The following is a 13,415-nucleotide window of genomic DNA, read 5'->3' as shown; positions in this document are numbered from 1 at the left end:
AATCACGAAGGCAATCGCGGGAGTTGCCCGGGCAAGTCGCCCCCGCCTCGCCGATCTCGCGCGGGCTGCCGTCGCGCTGGTTTCGCGGTAAGGACCCGGCATGACTCAGGCGCGGTTCTGGAAGCTCGCGGCGCTCGCGCTGGCCTTCACGCTCGGCGTGATCCTGTGGGGCGCGTTCGTGCGCGCGACCGGCTCGGGGGCCGGCTGCGGCAGCCACTGGCCGACGTGCAACGGCGACGTCATCCCACGCTCTCCGAGCGCGGCGACCTTCATCGAGTTCACGCACCGCGCCACCTCGGGCGTCGCGTTCCTGCTCGTCGCGCTGCAGCTCGTCTGGGCCTTCGTCGCGTATCCGTCGGGCCACCCCGTGCGCGGCGGCGCGGCCGCGTCGATGCTGTTCATGATCACCGAGGCGGCGGTCGGCGCCGGGATCGTCCTGCTCGAGTACGTCGCGCACGACGCGTCGGCGGCCCGCGCGCTCTGGATGGCCGTGCACCTCATCAACACGTTCCTGCTGGTGGGCGCCATGACCTGCACCCTCTACTGGGCGCGCGGGGGCCGGCGCGTGCGCTTGCGCGGCCAGGGGGTGACGGGCGCGCTGCTCGGCGCCGGGCTCGCTGGGGTCCTGGCGGTGGGCGTGACCGGGGCCATCGCCGCGCTCGGCGACACGCTCTTCGCCGCGGCGTCGCTCCGCGAGGGCCTGGCGCAGGATTTCTCGCCCGCGGCGCACTTCCTGCTGCAGCTGCGCGTGCTGCACCCGACCGTGGCGGCGGCCGTGAGCGTCTACCTCCTCTTCGCCCGCGGCGCCGTCGCTGCCCGGCGCCCCTCGCCCGAGGTCGCGCGGCTCTCGGCGGCGATCGGAGCGCTCGTGCTGCTGCAGATCGGCGCGGGGTTCCTCAACCTCTTCTTGCTCGCGCCGGTGTGGATGCAGCTCGTCCACCTCCTGCTCGCCGATCTCCTGTGGATGGTCCTCGTCACGTTCGCCGCGGCGGCGATGTGCGAGTCGACCTCGGCGGTGGACGCGGGCCCGCCCGGGGAGAAGGCCCGGCGGGAGGCGGTCGCCATCTAGTCGCCCTCCTCGTCGCTCCCGGGGTCCTGCGAGATCGTGCGGCGCTCCGAGCGCTTGCGCGCTCCCTCGGCCGGCGCCGCGGAGCGCTGCTCGGGGACGGACGGGGGGAAGTCGACCTGGAGCACCATCCCTTGATCGGTCTCGATCACGCGGTAGGTCGCGTCGGCCTGGGTGCGCAGGTCGATCACCATGTCGAGATCGTTGCCCTGGCCGACGAGCTGCACCTGGGTCACGGGGGTCGCGAAGAACGACGTCACGAGCGGGAAGCGGTTCGTCTGGATCGCCCCCGCGCCCTTCAGCTGGTAGACGAGGCGCCCGGCGGCCTTCGACTCGGCGACGTCGACCTTGCCGCCGTGGATCTGCACGAACACGCGCGAGCCGCCGGTCGGGAGCATGCGGAAGCCGGGGAAGGTGGCGACCGGCCGCCCGGCGAGGCTCGCCTGCGCGTCCTTCTTGGGCTTGCGCGCGCGCCCGGGGCGCTGCGGCGCGCCGGCGCTGCCGCCGCGCGGCTTGTTGACCGCCGGCTGCTGCGGGGCCGCGGCCTTCTCCGGCGCCGCGGGGGCCTTCGGGGCCGGCTGGGCGGTGGCGCCCTGCGCGAGGGCCAGCGACGAGGCGAGGCCGAGGGCCAGCAAGAGGCTCAGCGAGAGGTGCCTGGAAGGTCGCATCCTAGCAGTACAGCACGACCGCCTGGCCCGGCAAAGGCGGCAGCACGGTAAGCTCTGCGTGTGCCGGCCCGCGCTCCACGCTTCTCGCACGTCATCGGCGTCGACGACGCGCCGTTCGCCCGCGACCACCGCGGCGACGTGCAGGTCGTCGGGACCGTTTTTTCGGGGTTGCGCCTCGAGGGCGTCCTCTCCACCCGCGCGAGGCGCGACGGGCGGAACGCCACGCCCGCGATCGCCGCGATGATCCGCGGCTCGCGCTTCTACGCCCAGGCGCAGGTGGTCATGCTCCAGGGCATCGCGGTGGCGGGCTTCAACGTCGTCGATCTCGCGGCGCTGCACGACACCCTCGCCCTGCCGGTCGTGGTGGTGGCGCGGCGCCGCCCGGACCTCGACGCGATCCGCGACGCGCTGCTTTCGCGCGTCCGGGGAGGGCGCCGCAAGTGGGCGCTCATCCAGCGCGCCGGCCCGATGGAGCCGGTCGCGGGCGTGTACGTGCAGCGCGCCGGCATCTCGCTGAACGACGCGAGCGCGCTCATCGCGCGGCTCTCGGTGAACGGCCACCTCCCCGAGCCCCTGCGCGCCGCGCACCTCATCGCCGGCGGGCTGACCACCGGCGAGAGCCGCGGGCGCGCGTAATTTGACGCTGACGAGACGCTGACGAGCCGCTGACGAGCCGCTGACGAGCCGCCGGTGGGCCGCGACGGCTCGCGCGCGTCAGAGCGCCTGTCGGCGCGGAGCGCTGGCCGCGCCCGCCTTCTCGGGCTTCTCCCCGCGGCCGGTCACCTTCGAGTAGATGACGTCGAGGTTGGCGGTGATGTCGAGATAGAACTGAGCGTCAGGACTGTGGAAGAAATTCCTGCGCTGGCCGTCGAGGCCGAGCTGCATGTTGCTGTTGTTGTACCCGAGCGTGAGGCCAACGACCTCGTAGACCGGGTAGCTCACGCTGACATCGAAGGCCGTCTGGACGGCGTAGGTGGGGCCCTGGGAGCCCTCGTACGGGGCGCAGCCGGTCCCGATGTTGGCGCATCCCCCTTCGAACTCGTGCTTGAACTGGCTGATGAGCCTGAAGCTCGTCGCCAGGGAGAGGTCCTTGTAGAGCGGCAGGTCGACCTCGAGGCTCGTGGTCAGGCTATCCGTGGTCTGAGACACCCCGCTCAGCTGGTCGTCGAACGTCGGGTCACCGCTTACGGCCGTCCGGGGCCGCCGGAGGCCAGCTTTCACCGGCGTGTACGAGTCCGCGAACAGATGGGCGTAGGTCACGCCGAGCGTCGCCGTCACGTCGTTCAGCCCGTCTGCCTTCGAACCGAGCAGCTTGATCTTCTGGGTGATCTGCGGGCCAACCGACAGGAGGAAGTACTTGCCGGAGTTCCAGCTGTTCGGCGAGGTCGGCAGGAGCACCCGCAGCCGCATGGCCCCGTCCGTCTTGTACTCGCCTTCGTTCGCGCCACCGCTCTCCCAGAGCTCGCGGCTGTACCGGGCGCTGAGCCCGGTGTCCTTGAACTGCGGCTCACGGTAATCCGTCGTGGTGTCGCTGTTCGTGAGCTCGGTGACCCAGCCGATCTCGGCGGCCACCGACACCTTGTCCTTGGGCAGGTCGAGCACATAGAAGTTGGGCCGGAACGTGAAGTCCCAGCCGTAGACCTGGATGGCGGGGATATACTCCCCGCCAACACCGAACAGGGTCGTGCTACCGCCCTGGTTCCAGGTGAACGTCGTCCCTCGCCAGGGCAGGGTCGTCTCTTCGTCCTCCTCCTGGACGGTGTCGGCCGCAGTGGCCTGAGTCCACTGCACCGTCGGGGAGGCCGCTGCGTCGGGCCGCGGTGACACAGGGGCGGGCGGCGGCGCTGCTGGGGGCTCCGGCTGCGCGGGCGGCGCTGGCACCGCGGGCGGAGCAGCAGCGGGCGCAGCAGCCATGCCCGGCGCAGCGGCAGGAGCGCCGGGAGCCGCGGCAGGAGCGCCGGGAGCAGCGGGAGCGGCACCACCCGGCGCCGCCGGCGCCGGGGCGGCCGGTTGCTCGGTCGGCTGGAGCGGCGTGGGGTCGACCGGCGGAGCTGTCGGCGGCGCGGGCGGCGTCTGCGCGGACGCTACCGAGATGCTGCCCAGGACACCGGCAGCCACAAGCAACGATCGGAACGTCATCTCCACTCCCTCTCCTGGTCGCCTCGGACCCTCACGCTCCACGCGCGCTCGGACCAGACGTCGGCCACGCGCCGCGCGCCCCCGGCGATCAGCACGCCGGGACACCTGCTCGGTCCGCCCCCTCTGCAGAAAACGTACCCTGCCGCAAATCGAGCCCAAGCATCTGAAATCATTCAACATACACGGCCACCGCAGCGCGCCCGTTACGCGACTGACGCGCACCCCCGTTGCGAATGTGACGATGCCTGAAGTAAGCCAGCGGGCGATGGAGCCGATGTCCTTTCCGGGCGACAGGGATTCGCCCCTCTCGCCGCGATCCCCAGGAAGCCCCCGCGGCGACGACGGCGGGGGCCACCGGCCCACCGAGATCAACGCCCTCCTGGGCCGCGGTACGCACTTCGAAGGCAAGCTCTTCTTCGAGGGCCGCGTGCGCATCGACGGCAGCTTCCGCGGCGAGATCCGCGGCGAGGACGTGCTCGTGATCGGCGAAGGGGCGCTCGTGATCGGGGAGATCCACGTCGTGACGTGCATCGTCACGGGCGGCGAGGTCCAGGCGAGCATCCGCGCCCGCGACGCCATCGAGCTCTACGCTCCATCCAAGGTGACCGGCGCCCTGCACGCGCCCGCCATCATGATCGACCGCGGCGTGCAGTTCGACGGCTCCTGCAAGATGGCCCCGCTCGACGAGGAGCCAGGCGAGCGGCCCCTGCGGCCGCCTGCGGCGTCGTCCGAGCCCGACGCCGACGCTGCCGGACAGGCCGCGAGCGCCGCGCCGACGCCCACGACGCCTACGACCGACGACAGCGGCGGCAGCGCGCAACGCGCGCGGTGAGCGTTGAGCGCGCCGACGCCGACCGCTGAATTCCGACCTCGTCCGAAGAAAGCATGTTTTCTGTAGTGCGCAGGCGTGCAGCCGCGTGCTGACGGGGCTACATCTAGCGAGGGGCTGCGGTCTCGCCGCCCGAGGCGCATGTCCGCGATGTGGGGGGGAACCCGCGCTGACGGACGTCGCTCGAACAGGAGAGTCCATGAAGAAACTGTGGTCCCTGTCCTTGATCGCCTTCTCGCTCGCCGTCCTCGCCCTCTCCCTCTCGCCGCGCGCGGCCCGCGCCGCCGACGCCGAGTCGGAGAAGCTCGCGTCGCTCGGGAAGGCGCTCCGGTACACGCTGAAGACCACCGGGCCCGTCGCCGCGATCGACACCGGGGGCGCGGCGATCCTCGTGAAAGCGCCCCTGCCGACGGTCCGGAAGATCGTCACCTCCTACGGCAACTACAAGACGTTCATCGGCCCCTTCGACCAGAGCCGCGTGCTCACGAAGCGCAAGGGCACGAGCGAGGTCTACCTTCAGGTGCCGATCTTGAACGGCGCCGCGCACATCTGGACGGTCGCCGACATGTCGCCGCCCACGAAGGACGGCGCCGATGAGGTGATCTCCGGCCGCCACAAGCGCGGCAACGTCGCGGACTTCCGCGCTCGCTGGCGGCTCCGCGCCGTCGACGAGCACCACACGATCCTGAAGCTCGAGCTCTTCGTCGCCCCGAAGCTCCCTTTCCCGCCCTCGGTCGTGACGACACAGCTCGTCAAGGCGGCCGACAAGGCGGTGACCGCCGTGCGGAATCGCGCACAGTCCGAGGCGCCCCCCGGCGCCGGGGCGACAACCGCCGCCGCCACCGACGTTCCGCCGGGCGCCGCAGCGAGCACGCCCGCCGCCGCGTCCGCTGGCGCCGCTCCCGCCGCGCGAGGCGACGATCAGCGCAGCGTGACGGCGGCGCCCGCCGTGCTGCCAGCGAGCGTGGCCGATCTGCCGCCGGCCGACGACACGAGCGTCCGCCGCGACAAGGACGTGGCGCGCCGCTAGCTCTCCCCGCGACCGACGCAACCGACCCGACCGACAGGGCGCCTCGCGACAGAGCGCCCAGACCCCCTCCTCCCCTTCTCTCCTTCCGTCCGCCCTTCCCCGCTCGGTCGACCGAGGCGGCTCACGCCCCCGTCGTGACGCCCGGTCGCCTCCGGCCGCCGCCGCCCACCGCTGAGCCTGTTGAAAACTCCGGAGCGCCCCGGGCGTGCTCCGGCGCGCGCTCGCCGGGTGCAATTCCGCAGATCTACGGAGGCTACGGCCCGGACCGTCCAGGGTTCCCAACAGGTTTTTCAACACGCATTCCGATTTCCCCACAAGAATTCCCACATTCCGCGGGACTTTTTCAACAAGGCGCGCCCCCGGCGGAGGTTGCGAGGGGACGGATGCATGAAGTAAAGCGTCTGCCGTGAGGTACCCCTTGCTGGACGTGCATTCAGATGCGCCGGCGCCCTCTCAGCCTCCCGCCGCGGCGGGCGCCTGCGCTTCCCGGGAGCGGTGCTCGGCCGTCTCGCGGTGGTGAGCAGAACATCGCTCCTCCTTGTCCCGACCGAGCGGCACGTTGAACGCGAGCTCGCCTCTCTCGATCTGCGCGACCCGCGCACCGCGGACCAGGAAATCCGCTCACGGTGGAGCTTCGTCTCCGAGGCGCTCGCCCTGCTGGCGCCGGACGACGCCATAGCGAGCCCCCACACAACCCGCCTCGCCACCCGGCTCGCCCTCGACGCCCTGCCGCCGGATCGGCTGCGGCAGCCGGGCGAGCCCGCCGCGCGCGTCGCGCTCGCGCACGCCCTCGACCGCGCCCTCGGGGCGTTCCGGCGCGCCGGGACCTCCCCGGCGGAGCTGCGGGCGCTCGGGACCCCGTACGCGATCGCCATCGCCGAGGTCCTCGATCGGGCGGACGCCGCCCTGCGGGCAGCGCGCCTCGTCGACCCGCGCTGCGCGGGGTTCCTGCTCGCGCGGGCGCTCCGCTCGGCCGGCGCGTCCGCCGCGCTCCCGCTCCCGCGCAAGGTCACGATCCGCGGCGCCGTGGCCTGGGAGCCCGACGATCTCGCCTGGGTCGAGGCGCTCCACGCCGCGGTCCGCGCCCGCGGCGGCGCGGGCGTCACCGTCGAGCTGCCCGCGCTGCCGGACGACGGCGCTGCGCCGGTCGCCGACGCCCTGGAGCGGCGCTGGGCCTCGCTCGAGGACGCGCCGGAGATCGCGTGGGTGCCCGACGGCGGAGCGGAGCCGCTCGCCGCCATCGCGGCGAGGACCCCGGAAGGCGAGGCGCGCGCCGCGGCCGCCGAGGTGGCCGCCGCGCTCGGCCGCGGGATCCCGCCCGAGCGGATCGCCGTCATCGTGCCGGCGCTCGACGACGCCGCGCTCGAGCCCCTCCGCGCCGCCCTCGCCGACGCGGGCGTCCGCTCGTCGGAGCCGCGCGGCCGCGCCGCCGCGAGCTGCCCCGACGGGCGCGTCGCGCTCGCCCTCCTGCGCCTCGCCGTCGGGCCGGTGCGCCGCGAGCAGGCGATCGAGATCCTCCGCGCCCCCGGGGTCCACGCCGGCGCCTGGATGGACCGCACGTCCGCCGCCGAGGCGGAGCGGCGCTCGACCGACCTCGCCCACCGGCTGCGCGACGTGCCGGTCGAGGTGGATCGCACGGGCCGGCTGCTGATCGACGGCCTCATCTCGGTCGTGGCGGCCCGCCGCGCGGACCGCCGCGCAGGGACGGCGCGGACGCCGCCGGCGACCGCGGAGGAGGCGCTGAGCGACGCGGAGCTCGCCCTGGGCTTCTCGGTGCTGGGCGGCGCGCACGGCGACGAGGACGGCGACGACGAGGCGTGGATGCCGCACGCGCTGGAGCGGCTGCTCGCCAGCGCCCGCTGGATCGGCGAGGCGACGACGCGGCCCGAGATCGTGCGGCGCTTCCTTTCGCTGCTCGACAAGCTGGGCTTCGGCGAGCCCGGGATCGAGGAGCTCCGCGCCGCGCTGCGCGGCGAGCGGCGGAGCGGCGGCGCGCTCGCGCCCGAGGCGATGGGTGCGATGGGTGCGATGGGCCAAGGAGCGCGGGCCGCGCGCGCGATCCGCGAGCAGGCCGAGGCGCTCGCGCGGGCCGCGTACGACCTCGGCTGCGAGGAGCGCCCCGCCACCGCGGCCGAGATCTACGCGGAGCTCGAGCGGGCCGCGGCCGAGCAGGGCGCCGGGCCGCGCGGCGACGCCGGCCGCGCCGGCGCGGTGCGCATCGACGTCGCCGCGGGGTTCACGGCGCTCGAGCACGACGTGGTGGTGGTGACCGGGCTCGACGCGCGCGCCTACGGCGGCAGCCCGGGCGCGGACGAGACGCTGCTCGGCGAGGCGCTCCGCGGGAGGCTGCCGGCGCCGAGCCGCCCCGCGACGGGGCGCGAGCGCCAGGCGGCCCAGCGCGCGGAGCTCGGCTGGGCGCTCGCCGGCGCCCGGCGCGTCGCCCTCTGCTTCACGCGCGGGGACGACAGCGAGCCGAACGAGCCGCACCCGCTCTTCACCGCGGCCGCGGCGGCCGGCGCGCACCAGCGGACGGAGCCCGCCTCGCGCGTCGCCCCGGACGCGGCGCCCCTCGGCCCGCGCGACGCGGAGCTCATCGCCCTCGCGGGCGGCGGGCGGCCGGCGGCGGACCTCGCGGAGCAGATCCGGATCGAGCGCGCCCGCGCGGACTTCTTCCTCGATCCACGCGCGCCGATCGACCTCCACACGGGCCGCGTCCTCGTCGACCGCGACCCCGCGCTCGCCGCGCAGCTCAGGGCCGCGATCGGCGGGGCGCACCCCGGCAGGCCGATCGCCGTCACCCACATCGAGCGCGCCGTGGGCTGCGCCTTCGCGGCGTTCGCCCGGCGCGTCCTGCACGTGCGCCGCGCCGAGGATCTCGCCGAGTCCGCCGACGCGCGCGAGCGCGGCACGCTGATCCACCGCGCGCTGCAGGCCTCGTTCGAGGCGCTGCGCGAGCTCGGCCCGGAGCGCGATCCGGCCGAGCAGCTCGCCGCGGCGCGCGCCGCGGCCGAGGCGGCGCTCGGCGCCTCGACGCCCATGGCCCCGCTCCGCCGCGAGGCGGTCGAGAAGGCGATCGCGGACGTGATGGAGGTCGTGGCCCGCACGCTCGACGGAGACGGGGAGGACGCGTCGCCGGAGCTCCGCTTCTTCCTGGCCGAGCGGCGCTTCGGCGCCGGAGAGCCGCCCCCCTGGCAGCCGCTCGAGCTCCCCCCGCTGTCCGACGAGGAGGGCGGCCCGAGCCTGTGGGTCGACGGCCAGATCGACAGGCTCGATCGATCGACCGACCAGCGCGTCGTGCGGGTCGTCGACTACAAGACAGGCAAGCTCCCCGACGCCAAGGAGCGGCGGAGGGCGCTCCAGCTGCCGCTGTACAGCGCCATCGCGGCGCGCGCGCTGGGCGCGGAGGAGGTGCGGGCCGTCTACATCGGCGTGCGCCAGCGCGGGCTCATCGAGCTGTGGCCGCGCACGGCCGAGGACCAGCGCGCGCTCGCCGAGGGCTGGGCCGAGGCCGCGCGCACGGCGCGGGCCGCGGTCGTCGCGCTCTGGGAGGGCAAGGCCGCGCCGCGGCCGGCGCTCTCGACGATGTGCGCGCGGTGCGACGCGCGCGACGTGTGCCGCCGCCCCGCCGTCGTGCCGAGCGACGAGGCCGCGGAGGAGGTCGCGTGAGCTCCGCGCCGCGCGGCGCGGAGCTCGCCGAGGGCGACGCGCTCATCTACGCCTTCCGCCGCAACGTCGTGGTCGCCGCGAGCGCCGGCACCGGCAAGACCCACCGCCTCACGGCGCTCTACGTGCTGCTCACGCTCGGCCTCACCTCCCTCGGCCTGCCCGACGCCGCGTCCGCCGCGCCGCCCGTGCCGCCGGACCGCATCGTCGCGACGACGTTCTCGCGCGCCGCGGCGCGGGAGATCGCCCACCGCGTCGAGCGATCGCTCCGCGAGATCGCCCGCTGGAACGGCGAGGCGGACATCCCCTTCGCCGACATCCTCCGGGCGCGGCGGGCGGCCGTCGCCGGCCTCGCCGGCGCGGGCGGCGGCGCGTCGCTGCCCGTCGCCGAGCTGCGCAAGCGCGCGGAGGAGGCGCTCGCCCGCCTCCCCGCCGCGCGCATCGACACGCTCCACGGCGTCGCCAAGCAGATCGTGGACCGCCACGCGATCGCGATGGGGCTCTCGCCCTCGGCCCGGATCCTCGACGAGGAGGAGGCGCAGGCGCTCAGCGACCTCGCGGTCGACGAGGCGCTGAGCCGCGCGCTCGCCGAGGGGGGCGAGCGCGCCGAGGCCGCGCGCGCGCTCATCGCCGCGACGGGCGGCGTCGAGGCCGCGCGGAGCGAGGTCACGCGGCTGCTCGACCGGCTCGACGAGGACGGCCTCGCGCCGCGCCGGCTCGCCGTGTCCGACCACGCCGCCGAGGCCGGCGCGCTCGCGCGGGAGCTCCGCCGCCTCGCCGCCGAGAGCGCCGCGCTCGGCAGCGCCGCCTTCCGCGCGCCGGCGGCGGCGCTCGTGGCGGCGCTCGGCCGCGAGGACGGCGGCGCGCCCTTCGCCGCGAGCGCGGCGAGCGCCCCGCTCATCGAGCTTCTCACGCAGCGCAAGCCGCACAAGAGCAAGTCCACGCCGGCCGACGAGGCGCTCATCGCCTTCCGCGAGGCGCTGCCGGGCGAGACCCACCGCGACAAGGCGCAGCAGCTGCTCGGCTTCCTCCGCGAGGCCCCGGCGCTGTCGCGCCGCGAGGCGCGGATCGTCGAGCTGCTGGAGGAGATCCGCGAGCGGCTCTCGGCGATCCGCCGCACCGAGGGCGGCCTCGGGTTCGGGGATCTCCTGCGCGCCGCCCGCGACGGCCTGCGGGACGATCCGGCGATCGGCGCGGCGGTCCGCGGCTCGGTCGACGTGCTGCTCGTCGACGAGTTCCAGGACACGAGCGCGGTGCAGCGCGATCTCGTGTACCTCCTGCGCGAGCGGGGCGACGCCGCCCTCTCGCGCCCGGCCGGCGCGGCCCCGACGGCGGCCGGCCTGTCCGGTCACGGCCTGTTCCTCGTCGGCGATCGCAAGCAATCCATCTACGGGTTCCGCGGGGCCGACGTCTCCATCTTCTGCCGCGTCTGCGCGGAGCTCGCCGGCGCCGCCGCGGGCCGCGCGCTCGAGCTCGCGCCCGCGCTCTGGTCGCCGGACCCGAGCGCCGATTTCGTGGCGCTCCGCGAGAGCCGCCGGTCGACGCCCGAGCTGCTCGCGTTCATCAACGCCTTCTCCGCGCGCGATTTCGCCCAGGATCGCGGCGCGGGCGACGGCGACGCGGGCGCGCCGCGCGAGTTCGAGATCGCCTACAGCGCGGCCGAGCACCTCGTCGCGGCGCCGGGCAGGGCCGCGGAGGGCCCGACGGACGTCGTGCTCGTCAGCGACGGCGGCGGCGCTCCCGACGGGGTCGACGCCCTCGTCCGGGACGCGCGCGGACAGCTGCGCGAGGCGCTGATCGCGGCCGCGTACATCGCGCGGCGCGTCCGCGGCGCGGGCGGCGACGGCGCCGCGACCGGCGATCTGCGCTTCCGCGACGTCGCCGTGCTCACCCGCCGGAGGAGCACGATCCCGCTCGTCGAGCTCGCGCTCGCGCGCCTCGAGATCCCGTACGTGGTGGCCGGCCGCGCGCTCTTCGACGCGGCCGAGGTCCGCGATCTGGCCGCGATCCTCCGCCTCCTGCTCGATCCGCGCGATCGCCTGGCCCTGGCGACCGTCCTCCGCGGCCCGGTGGTGGCGCTCTCCGACACGTCGCTCGCGCTCCTCGCGCCTCCTGGCCGCGGCCTCGCGGTCCCGTTGCTCGGCCGCTGGCCCGCCGCCGCGCAGGCGCAGGGGGCCTGGTCGCCCTCCCCGGACGACGCCGAGCTCGACGACGGGCGCCCGCTCCCCGTCCTCGCGCGCCTGCCCGCGGGCGATCGCGAGCGCCTCGAGGCGTTCCGCGCCCGCTACGCCGGCCTGCGCCGCGCGGCGCTCCGCTCGACGCCGGGCGAGGCGATCCGCGCCGCGGTCACCGCCTTCGATCTCGACCGCGTCATCGCGGCGCTCCCTCGCGCCCAGGCCCGCCTCGGCAACGTCGACCGCCTCGTCTCCATCGCCCGCCGCCGGGGCGGCTCGCTCGCGAGCTTCGTCCGCTGGCTCGACCGCCGCATCCGCGACGAGGCGGACGAGCCCGAGGCCGCTGTCTTCTCGCCCGAGGACGACGCCGTGCGGCTCACGACGATCCACGCCAGCAAGGGGCTCGATTTCCCGGCCGTCGTGCTGCTGGATCTCAACGCGGAGCCCCGCGCGGCCCAGCCTGGCCTGAGCTACGTCCCCGCCGCGGGGGACCGGCCTGCCGCCCTGCTCGTGCGCCACTACGCGCGGGTCGTCGACGGGCGGTCGCGGACCGGCTCGCTCCATGACGCCGAGGCGGCGGCGCGCGGGCCGTCGTTGCCCGTCAGCACGCCCGCGCTCCAGGCGGCGCGCGCCGAGGTGCGGGCGCGGGAGCGCGCCGAGCGGCAGCGGCTCACGTACGTCGCGATCACGCGCGCCCGCCGCGAGCTCGTGCTCGTCGGCGCCGAGGCGAAGCCGCGGAGCGGCTCGGCGTGGCTCACGCTGAAGGCGGCGGTCGACGCCGAGCCCCGGGCCGCGGCCGCGGCCGACGCCGAGCCCCGCAGCGCCGCGGCGGATCTCGGCGTCGAGGCCCCCACGCTCGCCGGCACCCTCCGCGCGACGCTCGACGCCAGCGCGCTGCTCGCCGGGGCGAAGGCGCCCGCGCCCGGCACCGACGCGTACGCGCGCGCCGCGCCGGCCCCCCGGGCGCCGCCGGCGACGGGGCCTGCCCGCGCGCAGACCGTGCTTGTCGCGGCGGCGTCCCTCGCGGCGTTCCAGGCGTGCCCGCGCCGCTTCCGGCTGCGCCACCTCCTCGGGATCGGCGAGCCTGCCGGCGAGGGCCAGCTCGGCCTGTTCGACGTCGAGGGCCCGCCCGAGCTCCCGGGCGAGGAGCGCGTCGAGCTCGAGGACGGCGCGGACCCTCGCCCTCCCGGCCGCGCCGTGCACCGGGTGCTCCAGCGCTGGCCGCGCGCGCGCTGGGGTGAGCCGACCGAGCCCCAGGACGTCGCCGCCCGCCTCACCTTCGAGGGGTTCCCGCCGCACGGCCCGGACGTGCTGCGCACCGCGGAGCGCGTCGCGCGCTTCCTGGACGGCCCCTACGCGCGGCAGGTGCGCGGCGAGGAGGCGTCGCTCCTCCGGGAGGAGGCGCTCGTGCTCGACGTCGAGCCCCAGCGCGCCGGACGACGGCGCGGCGCGAGGCTCGCGCTCTCGCTCGCCATCGATCTCGCCGTCCTGCACCCGGGCGGCCTCATCGACGTCGTCGAGTACAAGCGCGCGCGCCCCCGGGCGGATCTCTCGCCGTACGAGCTCCGCCTGCGCGCGTGTGCGCTCGCGCTCAGGAGGCGCCACCCCGACCGCCCCGTCCGCGCAGGCGTGCTCTTCGTCGGCGCCGAGGTCGAGCCCGTGTGGCTCGCGGCCTCGGGCCCCATGGGGACCTTCACCGACGACGAGCACGCGCGGTTCGAGCGCGAGCTCGCCCGGCTCGCCGAGCGCTTCGCCGAGGCGAGGGCCGAGGATCGCTTCGACGGCGTCCCCGCCGAGGCGTGCCGCAAGCTGCGCTGCGGCTTCGTGCGCGCCTGCCACGGCTAGC

The 13,415-nt window shown here is 75.7% G+C and carries 8 protein-coding genes; 6 read left to right on the top strand and 2 right to left on the bottom strand.

The window, feature by feature from the left end:
• Positions 1-100 precede the first annotated feature (100 nt).
• Positions 101-1,069 (top strand): COX15/CtaA family protein, encoded by a 969-nt coding sequence (locus tag WMF22_RS15665; protein WP_438036263.1) that lies wholly within the window; start codon positions 101-103, stop codon positions 1,067-1,069.
• On the opposite strand, the gene WMF22_RS15660 is transcribed toward WMF22_RS15665, so the two are convergent.
• On the bottom strand, positions 1,066-1,734 hold the full coding sequence (locus WMF22_RS15660) for an AMIN domain-containing protein (RefSeq protein ID WP_438036262.1): 669 nt from the start codon (positions 1,732-1,734) through the stop codon (positions 1,066-1,068). The two genes, WMF22_RS15665 and WMF22_RS15660, sit on opposite strands and share 4 nt — an antisense overlap.
• A gap of 60 nt (positions 1,735-1,794) precedes the next feature.
• Here WMF22_RS15660 and WMF22_RS15655 point away from each other — a divergent pair, with 60 nt between their 5' ends.
• Positions 1,795-2,370, top strand: coding sequence for a DUF99 family protein (locus WMF22_RS15655; RefSeq protein WP_438036261.1), 576 nt, complete (start codon positions 1,795-1,797; stop codon positions 2,368-2,370).
• 78 nt (positions 2,371-2,448) lie between these two features.
• On the opposite strand, the gene WMF22_RS15650 is transcribed toward WMF22_RS15655, so the two are convergent.
• Positions 2,449-3,873 (bottom strand): hypothetical protein, encoded by a 1,425-nt coding sequence (locus WMF22_RS15650; RefSeq protein WP_438036260.1) that lies wholly within the window; start codon positions 3,871-3,873, stop codon positions 2,449-2,451.
• Between the two features lie 241 nt (positions 3,874-4,114).
• On the opposite strand from WMF22_RS15650, the gene WMF22_RS15645 reads away from it, so the two are divergent.
• From WMF22_RS15645 to WMF22_RS15630, 4 genes are all read left to right on the top strand, one after another.
• Positions 4,115-4,705 (top strand): bactofilin family protein, encoded by a 591-nt coding sequence (locus tag WMF22_RS15645; RefSeq protein ID WP_438036259.1) that lies wholly within the window; start codon positions 4,115-4,117, stop codon positions 4,703-4,705.
• Positions 4,706-4,901: 196 nt separating this feature from the next.
• Positions 4,902-5,732 (top strand): SRPBCC family protein, encoded by an 831-nt coding sequence (locus WMF22_RS15640; RefSeq protein WP_438036258.1) that lies wholly within the window; start codon positions 4,902-4,904, stop codon positions 5,730-5,732.
• A gap of 516 nt (positions 5,733-6,248) precedes the next feature.
• Positions 6,249-9,398 carry a PD-(D/E)XK nuclease family protein gene (locus WMF22_RS15635; protein ID WP_438036257.1) on the top strand — a complete coding sequence of 1,050 codons (3,150 nt, stop codon included), beginning with the start codon at positions 6,249-6,251 and terminating at the stop codon, positions 9,396-9,398.
• On the top strand, positions 9,395-13,414 hold the full coding sequence (locus WMF22_RS15630) for a UvrD-helicase domain-containing protein (RefSeq protein WP_438036256.1): 4,020 nt from the start codon (positions 9,395-9,397) through the stop codon (positions 13,412-13,414). Before WMF22_RS15635 ends, WMF22_RS15630 begins: the two co-directional genes overlap by 4 nt.
• Position 13,415 lies beyond the last annotated feature (1 nt).

Origin of the sequence: Sorangium sp. So ce204 (assembly GCF_051526795.1) — a bacterium.
Lineage (GTDB): Bacteria > Myxococcota_A > Polyangia > Polyangiales > Polyangiaceae > Sorangium > Sorangium cellulosum_B.
The sequence above is the reverse complement of the archived record's forward strand: the minus strand, read 5'-3'. Positions and strand labels throughout refer to the sequence as shown.